We start from the raw sequence: 20,109 nt of genomic DNA on the forward strand, positions 1-20,109 counted from the left end.
ATGTCATCTGCCACCTGTGGACAACGCCGACCGCCCCGCCCACCCCTGTGGACAACGCCGGGCGCAGGGCCCGCGAGGGGAACGGCCGCCGGGGCGCACGCCCGCGAGGAGAAACCGCCGCCCGGACGTGTCCGCGAGGGGGCGTGGCCGCCGGGGCGGCCCGGCGGAGGGGAGCGGGTGTGCGGCGGGTGGGGCCCGGCATGGAAGGATTGCGGCATGAGCGCAGTGAAACTCGACGGCAAGGCCACGGCCGCCAAGATCAAGGCAGACCTCACGACCCGGGTGGCCGCGCTCAAGGAGCGCGGCATCACGCCGGGCCTCGGCACCATCCTCGTCGGCGACGACCCCGGCAGCCAGATCTACGTGGCGGGCAAGCACCGCGACTGCGCCGAGGTCGGCATCGCCTCCATCCGCGTCGACCTGCCGGCCACCGCCACCCAGGCCGAGGTCGAGTCGGCCATCGACGAGCTCAACGCCTCCCCCGAGTGCACCGGCTACATCGTCCAGCTCCCGCTGCCCAAGCACCTCGACACCATGGCCCTGCTGGAGCGGATGGACCCGGCCAAGGACGCCGACGGCCTCCACCCGGTCAACCTCGGCCGTCTCGTCCACATGGTCGAGGCCCCGCTCCCGTGCACCCCGCACGGCATCGTGCTGCTTCTCCAGGAGTACGACGTACCGATCAAGGGCGCCGAGGTCGTCGTCGTGGGCCGCGGCATCACCGTGGGCCGCTCGCTCGGCCTCCTGCTGACCCGCCGCAGCGAGAACGCCACCGTCACCCTCTGCCACACCGGCACCCAGGACCTCGCCGCGCACACCCGCATGGCCGACATCGTCGTGGCCGCGGCCGGGGTGCCCGAGCTGATCAAGGCCGACATGATCAAGCCGGGCGCGGCCGTGCTCGACGTCGGCGTCTCCCGCGTCGAGGGCAAGATCGCCGGTGACGTGTCGCCCGAGGTCGAGGAGGTCGCGGGCTTCCTCACGCCCAACCCCGGCGGCGTCGGCCCGATGACCAGGGCGCTGCTGCTGTCCAACGTCGTCGAGGCCGCCGAGCGCCTCTGACGTCTCAGAACGGGCCCGTACGGCTCAGGGCTGGAAGTCGGGGTCGACGGTCACGCTCACGTCGAGCAGCAGGGGCTCCTCGCGGGCGGCCAGCGTGGGCACCACCTCCTCCAGCGCCGCGACCAGCTCGGTGTGACCGTCCACCTTGCGCGCGGGGCAGCCGAGCGAACGGGCCAGGGCGGCCAGGTCCACCTCGTTGAACGGCGGCCACGGGGCCTTGCCGCCCCGCTGGTCGGCCAGCCGGTCCATGATCGCGTAGCGGCCGTTCGCCAGCACCAGGAACAGCGCGCCCACCCGGTAGTGGGCGGCGCTCCACAGGGCGTGTACGCCGTACAACGCCGAGCCGTCGCCGACGACCGCGACCACGGGCCGGTCGGGGAGCGCCATGCGCAGGCCGACCGCCGCGGGGAGGGCGAAGCCGAGGCCGCCCATGGCGGCCGACACGAAGCCGAGCGGGTTCCTGGCGGGGACGAGCCGGTGCAGGTCGGGGCGGGAGGACGGGGTCTCCTCGACGAGCACGGCGTCGGCGGGCAGCCGCAGGGCCAGCTCATGCAGCACATGCGCGGCCCGCAACGGCCGCCCGCCGGCAGGCAACACAGGCAACACGACGCCGTCCGCCCCAGCGCCGCCTGCCCCAGCGCCGCCTGGCCCGGTGCCGCCTGGTCCGACGCCCGGCACCGAAGCACGGGTCGCGACGGCCGGCGCAGGGGTGGTGGGGAGGAGGGCTGACAGGCGGGTGCAGGTCGCGGCCGGCGCCGCCAAGTACGCCAGGTCGGCCGCGCTCCGATGAGCCTCCGACGGATCGTCGGTGACGACCACGACCGTCGTCCCCGGCGACACCAGCGGCCCCGGCACGTACGGGTACTGCCGGAACACCGGCGCCCCCACCGCCAGCACCACGTCGTACGCCCCCAGTGCCGCCCGCAGCCGCGCCCGGTCGGCGGGCAGCACCCCGGCGTACTGCGGGTGGTCCTGCGGGAACCCGGCCCGTCCGCCGAACGACTCCTGGAACACCGGGCACCCCAGCCGCTCCGCCAGCGCCACCAGGGACCCCCAGTCCGCCCCCGCCCCCGACACGATCGCCGGCGCGCGCGCCCCGGACAGCAGCGTCACGAGCGGCGCGAGGTCGGCGTCGGCCACGCCGGCGGGCCGTACCACCCGCGCGGGCACGGCGACGACGTCCTCGGCCCATTCGGCGTCCCAGTCGTCCATCGGCACCACGACCAGGGCGGGCCCGCGCCCGGTGACCGCCTCGTGGCAGGCGCGCGCGACGGCTCCGGGCACGTCCTGGGGGCGTACCGGCTGGTCCACCCGTACGGGGTAGTCGCCGGCGAGCCCGTCGAGCCGTCCGGCGAGGAACGGCTCCAGCGCCAGGTGCCGCCGGTCCTGCTGCCCGACCAGGATCACCAGCGGCGCCCGGTTGACCCGGGCGGTGGCGATGGCCCCGACGGCGTTGCCGAGCCCGGCCGTGGTGTGCAGCACGGCGAGGGCGGGGGCCTCGCGCCCGAGGGCGAAGCCGGTCGCCATGCCGACCACCGACCCCTCGTGCAGGGCCAGGACGAAGCGCAGGTCGTCGGGGAGCCCGGTCAGCAGCGACACCTCGGTGGAGCCGGGGTTGGCGAAGATCGTGGTCAGCCCGTGCCGCCTGAGCACGTCGAACGTGGCCTCCCTGACGGTGCCCACCGCGCCTCCCTAGCCTGCCGAACCGATGCCCGCCCCACCGCCGTGGTACCACGCCAGTACCCGCCGTTCCACCTGACGGAACAGGGCTGACAGCCCGAGCCCGAGCAGGCCGAGCAGCAGGATGCCGCTCCACATCTCGGCGATCTGGAACTGCCGCTGGAACAGCACGATCGTGAACCCGAGCCCGCTGGAGCTGGCGAACATCTCGCTGATGACTATGAGGATGATCCCGATCGACAGGGCCTGCCGCAGGCCGGTCATGATCTGCGGGCTGGCCCCGCGCAGCACGAAGCGGCGCAGCCGGGACTGCCCGCGTACGCCGTACATGCGGCAGGTGTCGGACAGCACCTCGTCCAGCGCGCGCACGCCCTCGACGGTGTTCAGCAGCACCGGCCACACGCAGCCGGAGACGATGACCAGCACCTTCATCGGCGTCTCGATCCCGGCCAGCAGCATGATCAGCGGCACCAGCACGGGCGGCGGGATCGCGCGGAAGAACTCCAGTACGGGCTCCAGCGTGGCGCGCAGCCGCGCCGACAGCCCGATCGGCACCCCGAGCGCCACGCCGAGCACCCCGGCCAGGGCGTAGCCGGCCAGCAGCCGGCCGACGCTCGGCAGCACGTCGTCGAGCAGCCGCGCGGAGAACCACGTCTCGGCGAACGCCCTGCCCACGGTCACGGGGTCCGGCAGGTAGAACGTGCTCCCGCTGACCGCCCACCACACGCCGACCAGCAGCGCGGGCAGCGCCAGCAGCCGGACGGCCCTCACGCCGCCGCCTCCGACCGTACGGAAGGATGCCAGGCCAGCACCCGGCGTTCGAGCAGCCGTACGGCGGCGTTGACCGCGATGCCGACCAGCCCCGCCAGCACGATCAGCGCGTACACGGCCGGGACGGCGCCGCTGCTCTGCGCCACCTGGATCTCCGCGCCGAGGCCGGGGCTGCCGATCACCAGCTCCGCGGTGACCGCCAGGATGAACGCCACCGCCGCCGCCAGCCGGAGCCCGGTCATCACGTACGGCAGCGCGGTCGGCCACAGCAGGTGCCGCACCCGCGACCAGGCCGACAGCCCGTACGCGCGGGCGGTGTCGTGGGCGACGGGGTCCACGGCGGCGACGCCGTACAGGACCTGGATGAGGACCTGCCAGAACGCCGCGTAGACCACGAGCAGGAGCGTCGAGCCGAGCGACGGCCCGAACAGCAGCGTGGCCAGCGGCACCAGCGCGACCGACGGGATCGGGCGCAGGAACTCGACGGTCGAGTTCGTCATGGCGCGCAGGCCGGGCACGATCCCGATGACCACCCCGGCGGCCACGGCGGCGGCGAAGGCGATGGCCAGCCCCAGCGCCCAGCCGCGCAGGGTCGCGCCGAGCGCCGCCCACAGCTCGGGCGTGCCAAGTTCGGCGGCCAGCGTGGCGAGGACGCGGGAGGCGGGCGGCAGGAACCGTTCGTCCACCAGGCCGAGCCGCGGCACGGCCTCCAGCAGCAGCAGGAGGCCGCCGAGTCCCACCAGCCCGTGGCCCGCGCGGACGAGCGCCGCCGCCTTCGGAGGGAGGCCGGGACGGCTCACGGCACGAGCGCCGCGACGTCGACCTTCTCCTTCAGCACCCCGTCCCGCAGCGCCAGGTCGGCGACGGTCTGCACGGAGGCCCGGTTGACCTCGGCCGGCCACTTCGGCAGTGTGATCTTCGCGATCACCTCGGGCGCGATCTTCGTGTACGTCCCGAGCACGTCCCTGACCTCGTCGGGATGCCCGTCGGCGTACTCCAGCGACTTGGTGATCGCCGCCGAGAACCGCTTGGTCAGGGCGGGGTCGGTGCGGCCGGTGGTGAAGTACATGGCGACGGTCAGGTCCGGGGCGGTGTCGGCGAAGTTCCAGGCCACGGGGCGCGCTCCCTGGCTGACGGCCTGGCTGACGAACGGCTCGACCACCCAGATCGCGTCCACCCGGCCGCTCTGCAGCGCCGCGGGCGCGTCGGGGAAGGGCAGCTCGACGAACTCGATGCCGCCCGGGTCGCCGCCGGCCTTCCGTACGGACGCGCGTACGGTCGTGTCGCCGATGTTCTTGAGCTGGTTGACCGAGATCTTCCTGCCCGCCAGGTCCTTCGGGCTCCTGATGGGGCTGTCGGGCCTGACCAGGACGGCGCTGAAGTCCTTGCCCTGCTCGCCGGTGGAGGAGACGCCGTTGGCGATGACCTTGACGTCGAGGCCCTGCTGCTTGGCGGTGAGCAGCGAGGTGACGTTGGCGAAGGCGAACTGGAACTGGCCGCTGACCGCGCCCGTGACGGCCGCCGCCCCGCCCTGGACGGGGGTGATGGTGAGGTCGATGCCCTGCTCGCGGAAGAAGCCCTTGGCGAGGCCGAGGTGGATCGGGGCGGTGTCGACGATGGCGATGACCCCGGCGTTGACCTTGGCCGGCCCGGACGCGCCGGGCCCGCCGGTCGCCGCGGGCTCCGCGCCGCCGCACCCGGCGGCGGACAGGACGGTGGACAGGGCGGCGACGGAGGCGGTGAGGAGGACGAGAGCGCGACGCACGGCTGCTCCTGTTGTGTTCGCTATGCGCACAGAACTTCTCTGACCGAACGATCCCGTATCGCGGAAGCTACGCCTCTCCTGGCTCGTGTCAAGGGATCACGGTCGCTCCTCAGCGGGCGCGGTAGCGGTCGGTCGCCTGGCGGGTGGCGCGGATGGCGGCGTCGGCCCGGTCGTACGTCCGCTGCGCGAGGCCCACGAAGATGCAGTCCACGATCAGCAACTGGCTGATCCGGCTGGCCAGCGCGCCGGGGCGGAAGGCCGTCTCGCGCCCCGCCGACACCAGCGTGTGATCGGCCAGCTCGGCGAGCGACGAGCGCGGGTTGTTGGTGATCGCGACGACCGCCGCCCCCGCCTCGGCCGCCGTCCGGGCGGGCACCAGCACGTCGGGCGTCTCCCCGCTGCAGCTGATCGCCACCACCACGTCACCGTCCTTGAGCAGGGCGGCGCTGGTCAGGGCCAGGTGGGCGTCGCTGAAGGGGTGGCTGGACAGGCCGATGCGCAGCAGTTTCTGCGACATGTCGGCGGCGACCAGGCCCGAGGCGGCGACGCCGTACACGTCCACCCGGCGGGCCGCCGCGATGGCCGACACCACTTCGCCGAGCTGCTCCGGGTCGAGCTGGGCGGAGGTGTCGGCGAGCGCGTCCGACTCGGCCCGCGCGACCTTGGCGATCACGTCGGTCAGCGGGTCGTCCGGGCCGAGGTCGCCGGGCACCAGCCGTTCGGGCTCCTTGGCGACGGCGGCGGCGAGGGCGAAGCGCATCTGCGAGTAGCCGCCGAAGCCGAGGGCCCGCGCGGTCCGTACGATCGTGGCCTCGCTGGTGCCGGAGACCGCGCTGAACTCGGTGATCGTGCTCCGTACGACCAGGCCCGGGTCGTCGAGGATGATGCGGGCGATGGCCTGGGCCGCCGGGGTGAGTGAGGGCAGCACGGCCCGTACGGCGGCGACGGGGCTGGCCGGCTCGACGGTGCTCACCTGGCCAGCCGTTCGGCGGCGGCCTGCGCGGAGACGCGGGAGATGCCGTGCGTGGCGACGTGCGTCGCGCCGGAGGGCGGGCCGGGGACGCCGGTGTCCACGACGATCGCGTCCGGACGGGCCGCGACCGCCGCGTCCACGACGTCCCGCACCCAGGTGTGCCGCGCCGCGTCATGCACCACCAACACCACCGGCCGCCCGCCGTCCGGATCTGGACTGCCGAGGTCGGGGAGGGGGGCGTCGCGTTCCAGGCGGACCATGGTCGTGCCGGGCAGCAGCGTGGTCAGTGCGGCGGTGATGCCGGTCGGTGTGTCCGGGTCCACGGCCTGGCTGAGCCGGGTGTTGACCTCGACGACGAGCGGCGCCCGGTCGAGCCGGGCGGTCCCGGTCACGGTGAGCGCCTCGCGGGCGGCCGTGAGGCCGACGCCGGGATCGACGTCGGCGCGGGCGGCCTCGCGGTCGGCGGGGCGGGCGGCGTACCAGTCGGACAGCGCCCGCACCCGCCCGGCCGCCTCGGCCAGGCGCTCCTCGGGCAGGACGCCGTCCCGTACGGCGGCCACGACGGCGTCGCGGATCTCGCGCAGCCCGTCCTCGCCGGCGATCCCGATGCAGATGGCGTCGGCGCCGGCGTTGAGCGCGCGCACCGCGATCTCGCCGGGTGAGGCCATCGCGGCCACCGCCCGCATCTCGATGGCGTCGGTGACGACCATGCCGTCGAAGCCGAGCTCGCCCCTGAGGAGCTCGGTCAGCGCGGCCTGGCTGAGCGTCGCCGGCGCGTCGGGGTCGAGCGCGGGCACCAGCAGGTGACCGGTCATGACAGACCGCACCCCGGCCTCGATCGCGGCACGGAACGGCGGGAGGTCGCGGGCGAGCAGCTCCTCGCGGGAGGCGTGCACGGTGGGCAGCGCCAGGTGGGAGTCGGTGACGGTGTCGCCGTGGCCGGGGAAGTGCTTGGCGCAGGCGGCCACGCCCGCGCCCTGCACGCCCCGGACGAACGCCGCCGTGTGCCGGGCCACCAGGTCGGGATCGGGGCCGAACGAGCGGACCCCGATGACCGGATTGGCGGGGTTGGCGTTGACGTCGGCGGAAGGCGCGTAGTCGAGGGTGATGTCCAGCTCCGCGAGCATGCGGCCGATCTGCCGGCCCACCCGCTCGGTGAGCCCGGCGTCGTCCACCACGCCCAGCGCCCTGTTGCCGGGGAAGGAGCTGCCGGCGCCCACTTCGAGCCGGGTGACGGTGCCGCCCTCCTCGTCGATGGCGACGACGACGCCGGGGTTCTCGGCGCGCAGCTCCTTGACGAGCGGGGCGCCTATGGCGTTGCGCGCGAACAGCACGACCCCGCCGAGACCCTCGCCCAGCGCGCGGCGCAGCCAGTCGGGGGCCGAGGTTCCTTCGAACCCCGGGTGCAGCACCGCCAGCGCCAGTCTGTACAGGTCACGGCTCATCGGCATTTTCCTTCACAGTTGTTGATCTGAAGGTAATTTTCTGTCATCGTCGCCTTCGATACAACCACTTCCGAGAGGCCACCCCCCATGCCGAGCAGAAGGACTCTTCTGAAGGGTCTCGCCCTCGCCGCCGCCGCCACGGCGGTGCCGCTGCCCGCCTTCGCCGAGACCGACGCCGCGTACGTGCCCCCGCTGCACCAGATGCGCGGCATGTGGATCGCGTCCGTCGTCAACATCAACTGGCCGTCCAAGCAGGGGCTCACCGCCGACCAGCAGAAGGCCGAGTATCTCGCCTGGCTGGACCTCGCCGTGCAGCGCGGGCTCAACTCGGTGTTCGTGCAGATCCGGCCGACGGCCGACGCCTTCTGGCCGTCGCCGTTCGAGCCGTGGTCGGAGTACCTGACCGGCAAGCAGGGCCAGGACCCCGGCTACGACCCCCTGGGCTTCGCCGTCGAGGAGACGCACAAGCGCGGGCTGGCCTTCCACGCGTGGTTCAACCCCTACCGGGTGTCGATGCAGGCCGACCCGGCCAAGCTCCACCCCGACCACCCCGGACGCAAGCACCCCGACTGGATCCTGCCGTTCGGCGGCAAGCTCTACTACAACCCCGGCATGCCGGAGGTCAGGAAGTTCTGCCAGGACGCCATGATGGACGCGGTCACCCGCTACGACATCGACGGCCTGCACTTCGACGACTACTTCTACCCGACGAACACCACGGCCTTCGACGACAGCGCCGCCTTCGCCCAGTACGGCGCCGGCTTCCCCGACCTCGCCGCCTGGCGGCGCAACAACGTCGACCTCATGGTCCAGGAGATGCAGCAGCGCGTGCTCCAGGCCAAGCCGGACATCGCCTGGGGCATCAGCCCGTCGGGCATCTGGCGCAACAAGGGCACCGACCCGCTGGGCTCCGAGACCAACGGCGGGCAGTCCTACGACAACCTGCACGCCGACACCCGCGGCTGGGTCAAGAAGGGCTGGCTGGACTACATCGCCCCGCAGCTCTACTGGTACATCGGCCAGCCGCCGGCCGACTACTCCAAGCTCGTCCCGTGGTGGTCGGACGTGGCGAGCGGCACCCGTACGCTGCTGTGGATCGGGCAGGCCGCTTACAAGGCGGGCGACCCCGCGCAGGCCGCCGAGTGGCAGGCGCCGGGTGAGCTGTCCAGGCACCTCACGCTCAACCGCGAGCACCCGGAGATCAGCGGCGACATCTGGTACAACGCCAACGACGTCAAGGTCGACAGGATCGGCTCGATCTCGACCGCGATCAAGGACCACTACCAGCGGCCCGCGCTCGCGCCCGTGCTGCCCAGGCTGGCGAACGGCGAGCCGCCGCGCCGCCCGGTGGTGGCGTACGCGCTGCGCCGCCACGGCGGCGTCGAGGTGCGGGCCGTGGCGACGGGCAAGGACGAGCCGTTCCTGTTCGCGATCTTCCGCTTCGACCGGCCGGCCGCCGGCGACGCCTTCGCCGACGCCCGCAACCTGGTCGCGGTCGTGCCCGGCGACCGCCAGATCCAGTGGACCGACCCCGACGGCAAGCGCGGCGACCACTACTACGTCGTGGCGGTGGACCGGGCCAACCGGACCAGCAAGCCCAGCAACGGTTTCAGGACCCTGTGAGCCGAGCCGGCCACGCGCGTCGCGGGCGTGCTCCGCGCACGCGCGTCGCCGGCCCGTCCCTGACCAGCCACGAGCACGGCGGGCGACGGCACCGGATCCCGTGAGGATCCGGTGCGCGGCGCTCGCCGCCGCTCCAACCCACGTCGTGGCTCCGAACGCTGCCGGAACCCCTCGCCGCGGCCCCGGTCGCGATGAGCTCGCCTACGAAGCCCTGCGCCCTGCCGGTGACGGCTGCTGCTCGGCCGGGGCTCCCGATGACCGCTGCGGGGGGACCACAGGGGTCGGGCGCACCAGTCCGAGCGCGACCACCTCGTTGGCGAGGCGGGTGCGCCGGTTGGTGCCCTCGGGGATCCTGAACTTCTGGTAGAGCCGCAGCAGGTGCTGCTTCACCGCGGCCTCCGTCACGACCAGGTCGTCGGCGATCTCGCGTGCGGTCGCGGGGGCGACGAACGCCTCGTCCGACAGCGCCGGCCGGCAGAGCGAGGTCAGCACGTCGACCTCGCGCCTGGTCAGCTCGGGCGCCGCGGCCCTGCGCAGCTCGACCTCGGGGGTGAAGTCCTCACGAGGGACTCCACCGATGCGACCCCGTGCCGCGCCGAACGAGACGACGTCGCCGTCGTCAAGGACCCTCCGGGCGATCGGCCTGCCGTTCACCCGCGTGCCGTTCCTGGACAAGCCCAGGTCGACGACATACAGGTAGGGTCCTCGTCTGACGAACTCGGCATGGAGTCGAGACACGCTGGGATCGGTGAGCCGGATGTCGACACCCCGGCCTCTCCCGACCGTCGTGATCTCGGGGCGCAACGGGATCACCTCACCGGTGTCCTCGATGCGTATGAACGGCCCCTCCACGGCAGTTCCTCCCCAGGTAGCCCGCCGTAACTATTACTACAGCTCCGGCTTACCCAAACGAGGGGATGGGGAATCGCCTTTGCCGAAAGGAGAATCGTACGCGAAATTGGTCTTGACCTTCGCGGCCGGTTTTACCAGCTCACAGGTAGACTTCGGAGGGAGATAAGCGGAGGAAGCAGTCATGGCGGACAAGCCCACGAAAGGTCTCGCCGATGTCGTAGCCGCGTCCACAGCGCTGAGCGACATTGACGGAAAGGCCGGCCGTCTCTTCTATCGCGGATACGACATCCACGATCTGGCCGGCCGCGCCACGTTCGAGGAGGTCGCGCACCTGCTCCAGCGCGGCAAGCTGCCCGACCGCGCCGAGCTCGCGGGCTATTCCGAGTCCCTGGCGGCGGGGCGCGAGCCCGGCCCGCTGGCCGCGGCCAACATCGACGAGATCGCCGGGAAGCAGACGCCCATGGAGGCGCTGCGCTCGCTGGTCTCGCTGTCGGCCGCCGACGACCCCGACAAGGACTCGATCGCGCCAGAGGCCAACCTGCGCAAGGCCGCCCGCCTGACCGCCCAGCAACCCGTGCTCGTCGCGCGCTACCACGCCGCCCGCACCGGCGGCAGCGTCCCCGACGCCGACCCCGAGCTGAGCATCGCGGGCAACTTCCTGCTCCAGGTCACCGGGCGCCGCCCCGGGCCGCGCGAGGTCGAGATCTTCGACGAGTGCCTGGTGCTGCACGCCGACCACACCATGAACGCCTCCACGTTCGCCGCCCGGGTGTGCGCCGCGACGCTCTCGGACATGCACTCCGCCATCGTCGCCGCCATCGGCACCCTCAAGGGCCCCCTGCACGGCGGCGCGAACGAGCAGGTCATGAAGACGCTGGAGTCGATCCCCGCCGACGGCGTGGCCCAGGCCGTCCGCGACAAGCTCGCCGGCGGCGAGAAGATCATGGGCTTCGGGCACCGCGTCTACAAGACCGAGGACCCGCGCGCCACGCACCTGCGCAGGATGTCCGCCGAGCTGGCCGAGGCCGCCGGCGACGACACGTACTATCGGATGTCCAAGGAGATGGAGGAGGTCGTCTTCGAGGCCAAGGGCCTCTACCCGAATGTCGACTTCTACGCCGCCTCGGTCTACCACTACCTTGGCATCCCGACCGACCTGTTCACCCCGGTCTTCTCGATCAGCCGCATGTCAGGCTGGACGGCACACGTCATCGAGCAGCACGCCGACAACCGCCTCATCCGCCCCGACAGCGAGTACATCGGTGAGACCGACCAGAAATGGAAGCCGATCGACGAGCGATGAGCCTGGGCCGGAGAGAGCGAGGAACGATGCCAACGCAGGCCCGTAGCGAATGCGACCATGAGCAGGTGCGTTGAGCGCCGACAGAAGCACAGAACGTGAGAGCTGGGGGCCGTACCCGCTGATTCTGGCGGGTGCGGTCGTCGGGGTGTCCCTGACTTTCCTGGTGGGCCCGCGCTGGGGCGGGTTCGCGCTGGGGGCCGTCATCATGGTCGCCGCCGCGCTGCGGTTCGCCGGCTACGCCGGCCAGCTCGCGATCAGGAGCAGGAGGAACGACGTCACCACCCTGGCCGTCTTCGGGTTCGTGCTGGTCCTGACCTCCTTGCTGCTCGACGACGATCAGCTGAAGGCGATGATCCTGTCCCTTTTCGCCCGATGAGCTGGCCGTCCGATAGCCTCAACGCATCAATTCATCGAAGGGGAACCATTCGCATGCCCAAGATCAAGGTGGAGGGTCCGGTCGTCGAGCTTGACGGCGACGAGATGACCCGGATCATCTGGCAGTTCATCAAGGACCAGCTGATCCTTCCCTACCTCGACGTCGACCTGAAGTACTACGACCTCGGCATCGAGCACCGAGACGCCACGGACGACCAGGTCACCATCGACGCCGCCAACGCCATCAGGAAGTACGGCGTCGGCGTGAAGTGCGCCACCATCACCCCGGACGAGGCGCGGGTCGAGGAGTTCGGTCTCAAGAAGATGTGGAAGTCCCCCAACGGGACCATCCGCAACATCCTCGGCGGTGTCATCTTCCGCGAGCCGATCATCATGTCGAACGTGCCGCGGCTGGTGCCGGGCTGGACCAAGCCGATCGTGGTCGGCCGTCACGCCTTCGGCGACCAGTACCGCGCGACGGACCTGAAGATCCCGGGCGAGGGCACGCTGACGCTGACGTACACGCCGAAGGACGGCTCCGAGCCGATCGAGCTCGACGTGTACGACTTCCCCGGCGCCGGCGTGGCGCTGGCGATGTACAACCTGGACGAGTCGATCCGCGACTTCGCCCGCGCCTCCATGCGTTACGGCCTCAACCGCAACTACCCGGTCTACCTGTCGACGAAGAACACCATCCTCAAGGCGTACGACGGCCGCTTCAAGGACATCTTCGCCGAGGTCTACGAGACCGAGTTCAAGACCGAGTTCGAGAAGGCCGGCCTGACCTACGAGCACCGCCTCATCGACGACATGGTCGCCGCGGCGCTCAAGTGGGAGGGCGGCTACGTCTGGGCGGCCAAGAACTACGACGGCGACGTGCAGTCCGACACGGTCGCGCAGGGCTTCGGCTCGCTCGGCCTGATGACGTCGGTGCTGATGACCCCCGACGGCCGCACGGTCGAGGCCGAGGCCGCGCACGGCACGGTGACCCGCCACTACCGCCAGCACCAGCAGGGCAAGCCGACCTCCACCAACCCGATCGCCTCGATCTTCGCGTGGACGCGTGGCCTGGCCCACCGCGGCAAGCTGGACAACACCCCCGCGGTCACCGAGTTCGCGAACACGCTGGAGCAGGTTTGCGTCGAGACGGTCGAGGGCGGCCAGATGACCAAGGACCTCGCGCTCCTGGTCGGCGGCGACGCCGCGTGGCTGACCACCCAGGACTTCCTGGGCGCGCTGGACGAGAACCTGAAGAAGAAGATGGCCTGACGGCCACCCCGAGACGGAACGGCCTCCACCCCGCGGCGTGCCGCCGGGCGGAGGCCGTTTCGCTTGCCGCCGCCCGGGCCGGGCACCCCGCCGCCCGGCTTTGCCCAGGTCTTGACGGTCACCCGGCGTGGCACAGTTGATCAGCTGGGTAAGAGCCCCCTCGTAACAGTCGTGCGCGTCTCGGGGGGTTCGAATGCGACTGCGTTTCCTGGGGGGATTGGGGGTGCTTGCCGCCGCGGCGATCCTGACGACGGGGTGCGACTCGCAGCCCGCAGACACCGTCAAGATGGCGGACAGCAAGGCCGACGCTGCGGCCAAGGCCAAGGCGAGCAAGGCCGCCAAGGTCCAGCGCGCCGCCGCGGTCAAGGCCAACGAGCTGGGCCAGATCCCGGTGCTGATGTTCCACCGCGTCGTGGAGAAGCCGGGCACGACCGACGACCGCTCGCCCGCGCAGTTCCGCGCGGACCTGGAGCGGCTGGTCAAGGAGGACTACGTGCCGATCACGGCCGCCGAGATGGTGGCCGGCAGGATCGACATCCCGGCCGGCAAGCACCCGGTGGTCCTGACCTTCGACGACTCCTCGCCCTCGCAGCTCACGCTCAACGAGGTGGGCGTCCCGCAGAAGGACACGGCCGTGGCGATCCTCAAGGAGGTCGCGGCCAAGCACCCGGGCTTCCGCCCGGTCGCCACCATGTACATCACCCGCGACATGTTCGGCAAGACCGTGCGCGAGGAGCAGGCCCAGACGCTGCAGTGGCTCAAGGACAACGGCTTCGACCTCGGCAACCACACCCGCGACCACATCAACCTGCGCGGCCGTTCGCAGAAGGAGGTCGAGGAGCAGATCAGCACGATCGGCAAGCAGATCGCGTCGCTGTCGGGCGTCAAGCCCACCACGATCGCGCTGCCGTACGGCAACCAGCCGAAGAACAAGAACTGGGCGCTGCACGGCCCGGGCTACCACCACGACGGCGCGTTCCTGGCCGGGTACACGCCCTCGCCGGCGCCGTTCAGCAAGGCGTTCGAGCCGGCCGGCATCCCGCGGATCAAGGTCATGGAGAAGAAGGGCGACTGCTCCCAGTTCTGCTCGGAGGCGTGGCTGGACTGGCTCAACAAGAACCCGGACATGCGGTACGTGTCGGACGGCGACCCGCGGACGGTCGCGTATCCGAAGTTCAAGAACCCTTACCTGCGCAAGACCTTCACCACCTGGGCCCTGCCCTATTGACGGGCCCTACTGACGCTCATCCGCGGGTCGTGAACGAGATGCCCGCGCGTACCAGCCGGTCGATCAGCGCCTGGCCCATCGCCGAGGCGGTGGTGAGCTGGCCCGCCCGCTCCGGCAGGTCGTCGAAGGCCAGGCACAGCGCGGACTCGCCGAGCATCTTGGCCGTCTCGTCGTAACCGGGGTCGCCGCCGGCGACCTCGGTGATCACCCGCTCGCCGCCGCCCTCGCCCAGGAACGTGACCCGGAACCAGCTCTTCGCGCGCTGCTCCGGCGACGGGCCCTGGCCGGGCCGCAGGCGGGCGCGGAGCAGGTCGCGGGCCGGCGGGAGCGCCGCGGCCACCGCCAGCGCCCCCGCGCCCGCCGCCACCGCGAGGGCGCGGGGGAGCGTGCGGACCGCGAAGTGCTGGCGGTAGGTGAAGTCGGGGCCGTAGCGGTCGAGCAGCCGGGCCGAGCGGCCCACGATCATCGGGTCGAGGGTGGGCATCGGCAGCGCCCAGCCGCCCACGTAACGCACCCCACCCGCCCTGGAGCTGACCCTGCGGCCTTTGGGGCGGGGCTCGGCCGCGCGGCGCTGTGCGGCGGCCTCGGCGGCCTGGCGGGGCCGGCCCGCGATGGTGAGCACGGTCGACAGCGTGCCCCCGGACGGCCGGCCGTTCACCCGCAGGAAGCCGCTGACGGTGAGCGGGACGTTCTCGGGGAGCAGGCCGACGGTGTGGAGCACGCCGAGGTCCCACGGGATCGAGTCGAAGCCGCAGGCGTGCACGAGCTTGGCGCCGGTGCGGGCGGCCAGGTCGTGGTGGCGCAGATAGGTCCGGTCGACGAACTCGGGCTCGCCGGTCAGGTCGAGGTAGTGGGTGCCGGCCTCGGCGCAGGCGGCCACCAGCGGCCCGCCGTGGGTGACGTACGGGCCGACCGTGGTGGCGAGCACCCTCGTCCTGGCGGCCAGGTCGGCGAGCGCGGGCCGGTCGGTCGCGTCGGCCCGCAGGATCGGCACGTCGAGGCCGAGCCGTTCGAGCTTGGCGGGGTCGCGGCCGGCCAACGCCCACCGTGTGCCGGGCGGCGCGGCGGCGGCGAGGTAGGCGGCGGTGAGTGCGCCGGTGAAGCCGCTCGCGCCGAAGAGCACGATGTCGTAGGGACGGTCCATGATCCTGAGCCTCTCCGCCGAGTCGCGCCCGCGCAAGGGCCTGCGTTGATCGGCAAAATTGCCGGTTTTCGTGACAAAGTGTGGCGAACCGTGACGTCACGAACGGTTAACGGATCCCTGTGAACTAGCTGAGCGTCGTAAAGTTTGCCTCGTTGGGATCGAGTAAACGTGGGGACAGACGAATGCCGCAGATCGCGCCACTGGTGGCCGGTGATCCCCCGCACCTGGGATCATTCCGGCTGTCCGGACGCATCGGCGAGGGCGGTCAGGGCATCGTTTACCTCGGTGTCAATGACGAGGGCGAGCGCGCCGCCATCAAGCTGTTGCACGTGAAATTCTCCGGCGACACGATCGCCCGCTCCCGCTTCGCCCGCGAGCTCAAGGCGGCGCAGCGGGTGGCGTCGTTCTGCACGGCGCGGGTGATGGAGGCCGACCTCGACGGCGACACGCCGTACATCGCGAGCGAGTACATCGAGGGCCGCTCGCTCAGGGAGCTGATCGAGACCGACGGGCCGCTGAGCGGCACCCCGCTGGACCGGCTCGCGATCGGCACCGCCACCGCGCTCACCGCCATCCACCACGCGCACATCGTCCACCGCGACTTCAAGCCCGACAACGTGCTGATCGCCGCCGACGGGCCGCGCGTGGTCGACTTCGGCATCGCGCGCATCATCGACTCCACCGGCACGATCACCAGCCGGGCCATCGGCACGCCCGCCTACATGGCCCCCGAGCAGATCGCCGGCGACGACGTCGGGCCCTACACCGACGTCTTCTCGTGGGGGGCGACGATCGCCTTCGCGGCGACCGGCCAGGTGGTCTTCGAGGGCAAGTCCATCGCGACCGTGCTCAACCGCATCCTCAACCACGAGGTCGACGTCACCATGCTGCCTGAGCCGCTGCGCGGCGTGGTGGCGGGGGCGCTGGCCAAGGCGCCCGCCGAGCGGCCCTCCGCCGACCAGATCCTGCTGCGGCTGCTCGGGCAGTCCACCGGCGTCGGTGCCTCCACCGCCGTGCTCACGCGCGGTGTGCAGGTCGCGGGCGACGACACGACGCCGTTCAGCCGGGTCAACGCGAGGTCCGTCACCGACCTGCCCGCCCGCAGGGGCGCGGGGTCCCTGGTGCCGGCCGAGCACGGCCCGCCCGCCCAGGGACAGCCCGGCACCGCCGGGCAGGGCCATGCCGGCGGCACCGGGCAGGGCCACGCCGGCGCCACCGGACAGGGGCACACCGGCTCAGCCGGCCAGGGACAGCTCGGCTCCGCCGGCCACGGGCACGCCGGGGCCGGCGGTGGGCGGGCGCACGAGGGTCAGGGGGCGGCGCTGACCACCCCGCCCGTGCCCCGGTCCGGCGACGTGGCCGGCGGCGGGCCGGGCGAGGGCGGGCAGCCCTCCTACCCCGCGCCCACCGAGCCGTCGTCGGCACCCGCACGGCGGCGGCGCTCCCGCTGGCGGCTGTGGGCGGCCTTCGCCGGCGTGCTCGTGCTGGTGGCCGGCGCCGCGATGGTCGCCGCGATGAACGGCTGGCCCCTGGCCTTCCGTGAGCAGGGCGCCGAGCCGACCACGCCGGGGGCGCCGTCGTACGCCTCCGTGGTGGACAAGGTGGCCACCACCGGCAGGATCGTCATCGGCGTCAAGGGCGACCTGCCCGGCGTCGGGCTGCAGAACGGCCAGGCGTTCGAGGGCTTCGACATCGAGCTGGCCCGGCGCATCGCGTCCGGCCTCGGGGCCAGGGAGACGGAGTTCGTCCGGGTCAGCAGGGACGACCGGCCCGCCGGGCTGGCGCAGGGCAAGCTCGACCTGGTCGTGGCGACGTACGTCATCGACGGCCGCACCCCGTTCGCCGGCCCCTACTACCTGGCACACCGCGACGTGCTCGTCCGCGCGGGCGGCGGCATCGACGAGCTCGGCGACCTGGCGGGCAAACGGGTGTGCGCCCCGAGCAGCCCGTCCGTCGGCGAGGTCCAGGACCGCGTGAAGGTCAAGCCCGTGCTCGCCGGCAACTACGCCGAGTGCATGGACCTCCTGCGCACCGGCAAGGTCGATGCCGTCCCTGGCGAGGACGTGATCCTGGCCGGCTTCGCCAACCGCGAGCCGCTGCGCTACAAGATCCTCGGCGCGAAGCTCAGCAACGAGCGCTACGGCGTCGGCATCCGCCCGGGCGACGCGGCCACCTGCAAGGCGGTCAACGGCATCATCGCCGACCTCTATCGCAGCGGCGCCATGAAGGAACTCATCGACCAGTATTTCGGCAAGGTCGACTTCAAACCGGAGCTACGGCAACCCGCGATGGAAACCTGCGGATGACGAGCGGGTAACATCCCCAACGTCCGACATTCTGCTGCGAGTTAGGGGAAAGGCCATGGCGTCGTCAGCCACTGCGCCCGTCAAGGTGACCGTCACCGGAGCCGCCGGCCAGATCGGCTACGCACTGCTGTTCCGCATCGCTTCGGGTCAGCTTCTCGGCGCCGACGTGCCGGTCAAGCTCAGCCTGCTGGAGATCCCGGCCGCCGTGAAGGCCGCCGAGGGCACCGCGATGGAGCTGGACGACTGCGCGTTCCCGTTGCTGTCCGGCATCGAGATCACCGACAGCCCCGACGTCGCGTTCGACGGCACCAGCGTCGCGCTGCTCGTCGGAGCCATGCCGCGCAAGGCCGGCATGGAGCGCGGCGACCTGCTCGGCGCGAACGGCGGCATCTTCGGCCCGCAGGGCAAGGCCATCAACGACCACGCGGCCGACGACATCCGGGTCCTGGTCGTGGGCAACCCGGCCAACACCAACGCCCTCATCGCGCAGCAGCACGCCCCCGACGTGCCGGCCGAGCGCTTCACCGCGATGACCCGGCTCGACCACAACCGCGCGCTCTCGCAGCTCGCCGCCAAGCTCCAGGTGCCGGTGACCGAGATCAGGAAGATGACGATCTGGGGCAACCACTCCGCCACCCAGTACCCTGACCTGTTCCACGCCGAGGTCGGCGGCAAGGTCGCGGCCGAGCAGGTCGACCACGAGTGGCTGAAGGACACCTTCATCCCGACGGTCGCCAAGCGCGGCGCGGCCATCATCGACGCCCGCGGCGCCTCCTCGGCCGCCTCGGCCGCCAACGCCGCCATCGACCACGTGTACGACTGGGTCAACGGCACCGAGTGGACCTCCGCCGCGGTCGTCTCCGACGGCTCGTACGGCGTGCCCGAGGGCCTCATCTCGTCGTTCCCCGTCCGCGCCGCCGGCGGGAAGTTCGAGATCATCCAGGGCCTGGAGATCGACGCCTTCTCCCGCGAGCGCATCGACGCCAGCGTGCGCGAGCTGGAGGAGGAGCGCACCGCCGTCAAGGAGCTCGGCCTCATCTGAGCCGCCCCGCCCGCGCCGGACGCCCCTCGCCGACCATCGGCGGGGGGCGTCCGCGTTGCCCGGCGCACCCGCCGTCCGTTCCGTCGCTCCGCGCGGGACAGGTCGCCTGCGGACCGGGGTGGGCGGTCGCCTCCGGGGTGGCGAACACCACTCCGGCGGCGGCGAGCAGGCTGCCTGCCACGATGAGAGCGCCAAAGATCGGTTTCGTGACCCTCGGTGAAATGCTCTTCACGTTTCGGTACTACAGCACATATAGCGCCGCCGTATGGCTCATTTGCCGGAAAGCGCCTCCCAGGCGTCGGAGACGATGTCGTGCAGCGACGGGCGGGCGGCCTTCCACCCCAGCTCGCGCTGGATCTTCGCGGACGAGGCGACCAGCACGGCGGGATCGCCCGGCCGCCGCTCGCCGAAGACCGCCGGGATCTCGTGGCCGGTGACCTCGCGGCAGACCGAGATCACCTCCCGCACGCTGAAGCCGGAGCCGCTGCCCAGGTTGTAGATCTTGTGCTCGCCGGGCGTGAGCGCCTCCAGCGCCAGCAGGTGCGCCCGCGCCAGGTCGGCGACGTGGACGTAGTCGCGCACGCAGGTGCCGTCCTGGGTGGGGTAGTCGGTGCCGAAGACGCTGACCGAGTCGCGCTCGCCGGTGGCGACCTTCAGCACGTTCGGGATGAGGTGGGTCTCGACCGCGTGGCGCTCGCGGAAGCGGCCGTAGGCGCCGGCCACGTTGAAGTAGCGCAGGCTCACAGCGGCCAGGCCGCGGACGCGGGCGAAGGCGCTCAGCGCCGTGTCCACGGCGAGCTTGGAGGCGCCGTAGGGGTTGGTCGGGCGCGTCGGGTCGCTCTCCTCGATGGGCGCGCGCTCCGGCTCGCCGTACGTCGCCGCCGTCGAGGAGAACACGATCCGGCCGACCCCCTTGTCCCGCATGGCCTCCAGCAGCGCGAGGGTGCCGCCCAGGTTGTTCGCCCAGTAGAGGCCGGGCTTCTCCACCGACTCGCCGACCAGCGACTTGGCCGCGAAATGGAGCACCGCGTCCACACCGTCCAGCGCGTCACCGGGCTCGGCGATGTCGGCGCGCACGAACCTGGCGCCCTCCGGCACCGCGTCCCGGTGGCCGGTCGACAGGTCGTCGAGCACGGTCACCTCGTGTCCCGCCTCCACGAGCTGGGCGGCGACGACGCTGCCGACGTATCCCGCCCCGCCGGTGACCAGCAATCTCATGTGGACTCCTGTTCAAATATGTTTGATTTTGTAAGGCTTGCTGTTCAGCATAC

The 20,109-nt window shown here is 71.9% G+C and carries 17 protein-coding genes; 8 read left to right on the forward strand and 9 right to left on the reverse strand.

Annotated elements, in window-relative coordinates; genetic code table 11:
* Positions 1-216: 216 nt before the first annotated feature.
* Positions 217-1,062 (forward strand): bifunctional methylenetetrahydrofolate dehydrogenase/methenyltetrahydrofolate cyclohydrolase, encoded by an 846-nt coding sequence (locus BMW85_RS35355; RefSeq protein ID WP_091090386.1) that lies wholly within the window; start codon positions 217-219, stop codon positions 1,060-1,062.
* A 24-nt stretch (positions 1,063-1,086) separates the two neighbouring features.
* On the opposite strand, the gene BMW85_RS35360 is transcribed toward BMW85_RS35355, so the two are convergent.
* From BMW85_RS35360 to BMW85_RS35385, 6 genes are all read right to left on the reverse strand, one after another.
* Positions 1,087-2,745, reverse strand: coding sequence for a thiamine pyrophosphate-dependent enzyme (locus BMW85_RS35360; RefSeq protein WP_091090388.1), 1,659 nt, complete (start codon positions 2,743-2,745; stop codon positions 1,087-1,089).
* Positions 2,746-2,754: 9 nt separating this feature from the next.
* Positions 2,755-3,513 (reverse strand): ABC transporter permease, encoded by a 759-nt coding sequence (locus BMW85_RS35365; RefSeq protein ID WP_091090390.1) that lies wholly within the window; start codon positions 3,511-3,513, stop codon positions 2,755-2,757.
* Positions 3,510-4,313 (reverse strand): ABC transporter permease, encoded by an 804-nt coding sequence (locus BMW85_RS35370; RefSeq protein WP_177241048.1) that lies wholly within the window; start codon positions 4,311-4,313, stop codon positions 3,510-3,512. Before BMW85_RS35370 ends, BMW85_RS35365 begins: the two co-directional genes overlap by 4 nt.
* On the reverse strand, positions 4,310-5,278 hold the full coding sequence (locus BMW85_RS35375; protein ID WP_091090392.1) for an ABC transporter substrate-binding protein: 969 nt from the start codon (positions 5,276-5,278) through the stop codon (positions 4,310-4,312). Before BMW85_RS35375 ends, BMW85_RS35370 begins: the two co-directional genes overlap by 4 nt.
* Positions 5,279-5,387: 109 nt before the next feature.
* On the reverse strand, positions 5,388-6,251 hold the full coding sequence (locus BMW85_RS35380) for a MurR/RpiR family transcriptional regulator (protein WP_091090395.1): 864 nt from the start codon (positions 6,249-6,251) through the stop codon (positions 5,388-5,390).
* The gene (locus BMW85_RS35385; protein ID WP_091090397.1) at positions 6,248-7,696 is read right to left on the reverse strand and encodes a glycoside hydrolase family 3 protein; all 1,449 of its coding nucleotides are present in this window, start codon (positions 7,694-7,696) and stop codon (positions 6,248-6,250) included. The genes BMW85_RS35380 and BMW85_RS35385 overlap by 4 nt, the downstream gene beginning before the upstream one ends.
* Positions 7,697-7,783: 87 nt before the next feature.
* Between BMW85_RS35385 and BMW85_RS35390 the strand changes: the two genes are divergently transcribed.
* Positions 7,784-9,319, forward strand: a complete 1,536-nt coding sequence (locus tag BMW85_RS35390; RefSeq protein ID WP_245775246.1) for a glycoside hydrolase family 10-like protein — start codon at positions 7,784-7,786, stop codon at positions 9,317-9,319.
* Positions 9,320-9,520: 201 nt separating this feature from the next.
* Here BMW85_RS35390 and BMW85_RS35395 read toward each other — a convergent pair whose 3' ends face one another.
* The gene (locus tag BMW85_RS35395; RefSeq protein ID WP_020543670.1) at positions 9,521-10,171 is read right to left on the reverse strand and encodes an FHA domain-containing protein; all 651 of its coding nucleotides are present in this window, start codon (positions 10,169-10,171) and stop codon (positions 9,521-9,523) included.
* A gap of 181 nt (positions 10,172-10,352) precedes the next feature.
* Between BMW85_RS35395 and BMW85_RS35400 the strand changes: the two genes are divergently transcribed.
* The 4 genes from BMW85_RS35400 (at position 10,353) to BMW85_RS35415 (ending at position 14,346) form a co-directional block, all read left to right on the forward strand.
* A complete protein-coding gene (locus BMW85_RS35400) occupies positions 10,353-11,474 on the forward strand; it encodes a citrate/2-methylcitrate synthase (RefSeq protein ID WP_091090402.1) in 1,122 nt (373 codons plus the stop codon).
* 70 nt (positions 11,475-11,544) lie between these two features.
* The gene (locus tag BMW85_RS35405; RefSeq protein WP_091090405.1) at positions 11,545-11,850 is read left to right on the forward strand and encodes a DUF3017 domain-containing protein; all 306 of its coding nucleotides are present in this window, start codon (positions 11,545-11,547) and stop codon (positions 11,848-11,850) included.
* A 53-nt stretch (positions 11,851-11,903) separates the two neighbouring features.
* A complete protein-coding gene (locus BMW85_RS35410) occupies positions 11,904-13,118 on the forward strand; it encodes an NADP-dependent isocitrate dehydrogenase (RefSeq protein ID WP_091090406.1) in 1,215 nt (404 codons plus the stop codon).
* Positions 13,119-13,311: 193 nt separating this feature from the next.
* Positions 13,312-14,346 carry a polysaccharide deacetylase family protein gene (locus tag BMW85_RS35415; protein ID WP_245775247.1) on the forward strand — a complete coding sequence of 345 codons (1,035 nt, stop codon included), beginning with the start codon at positions 13,312-13,314 and terminating at the stop codon, positions 14,344-14,346.
* Positions 14,347-14,362: 16 nt separating this feature from the next.
* On the opposite strand, the gene BMW85_RS35420 is transcribed toward BMW85_RS35415, so the two are convergent.
* The gene (locus tag BMW85_RS35420) at positions 14,363-15,490 is read right to left on the reverse strand and encodes a saccharopine dehydrogenase family protein (protein WP_091090581.1); all 1,128 of its coding nucleotides are present in this window, start codon (positions 15,488-15,490) and stop codon (positions 14,363-14,365) included.
* Between the two features lie 182 nt (positions 15,491-15,672).
* Between BMW85_RS35420 and BMW85_RS35425 the strand changes: the two genes are divergently transcribed.
* Both BMW85_RS35425 and BMW85_RS35430 read left to right on the forward strand, forming a co-directional pair.
* A complete protein-coding gene (locus BMW85_RS35425; RefSeq protein WP_091090410.1) occupies positions 15,673-17,796 on the forward strand; it encodes a serine/threonine-protein kinase in 2,124 nt (707 codons plus the stop codon).
* A gap of 55 nt (positions 17,797-17,851) precedes the next feature.
* Entirely contained in the window at positions 17,852-18,838 is a 987-nt protein-coding gene (locus BMW85_RS35430; protein ID WP_091090413.1) for a malate dehydrogenase, read from the forward strand.
* Positions 18,839-19,108: 270 nt separating this feature from the next.
* Here BMW85_RS35430 and galE read toward each other — a convergent pair whose 3' ends face one another.
* Entirely contained in the window at positions 19,109-20,056 is a 948-nt protein-coding gene (gene galE / locus BMW85_RS35435; protein ID WP_091090416.1) for a UDP-glucose 4-epimerase GalE, read from the reverse strand.
* Positions 20,057-20,109: the final 53 nt, after the last annotated feature.

Source organism: Nonomuraea wenchangensis (genome assembly GCF_900111685.1).
GTDB lineage: Bacteria > Actinomycetota > Actinomycetes > Streptosporangiales > Streptosporangiaceae > Nonomuraea > Nonomuraea wenchangensis.

What these genes read in the sequence shown, in the direction of transcription:
- BMW85_RS35355 (WP_091090386.1), top strand. Translation starts at nt 217, where the DNA reads ATGAGCGCAGTGAAACTCGACGGCAAGGCCACGGCCGCCAAGATCAAG.
- BMW85_RS35385 (WP_091090397.1), bottom strand. Translation starts at nt 7,696, where the DNA reads ATGAGCCGTGACCTGTACAGACTGGCGCTGGCGGTGCTGCACCCGGGG.
- BMW85_RS35390 (WP_245775246.1), top strand. Translation starts at nt 7,784, where the DNA reads ATGCCGAGCAGAAGGACTCTTCTGAAGGGTCTCGCCCTCGCCGCCGCC.
- BMW85_RS35400 (WP_091090402.1), top strand. Translation starts at nt 10,353, where the DNA reads ATGGCGGACAAGCCCACGAAAGGTCTCGCCGATGTCGTAGCCGCGTCC.
- BMW85_RS35410 (WP_091090406.1), top strand. Translation starts at nt 11,904, where the DNA reads ATGCCCAAGATCAAGGTGGAGGGTCCGGTCGTCGAGCTTGACGGCGAC.
- BMW85_RS35415 (WP_245775247.1), top strand. Translation starts at nt 13,312, where the DNA reads ATGCGACTGCGTTTCCTGGGGGGATTGGGGGTGCTTGCCGCCGCGGCG.
- BMW85_RS35420 (WP_091090581.1), bottom strand. Translation starts at nt 15,490, where the DNA reads ATGGACCGTCCCTACGACATCGTGCTCTTCGGCGCGAGCGGCTTCACC.
- BMW85_RS35425 (WP_091090410.1), top strand. Translation starts at nt 15,673, where the DNA reads ATGCCGCAGATCGCGCCACTGGTGGCCGGTGATCCCCCGCACCTGGGA.
- BMW85_RS35430 (WP_091090413.1), top strand. Translation starts at nt 17,852, where the DNA reads ATGGCGTCGTCAGCCACTGCGCCCGTCAAGGTGACCGTCACCGGAGCC.
- galE (WP_091090416.1), bottom strand. Translation starts at nt 20,056, where the DNA reads ATGAGATTGCTGGTCACCGGCGGGGCGGGATACGTCGGCAGCGTCGTC.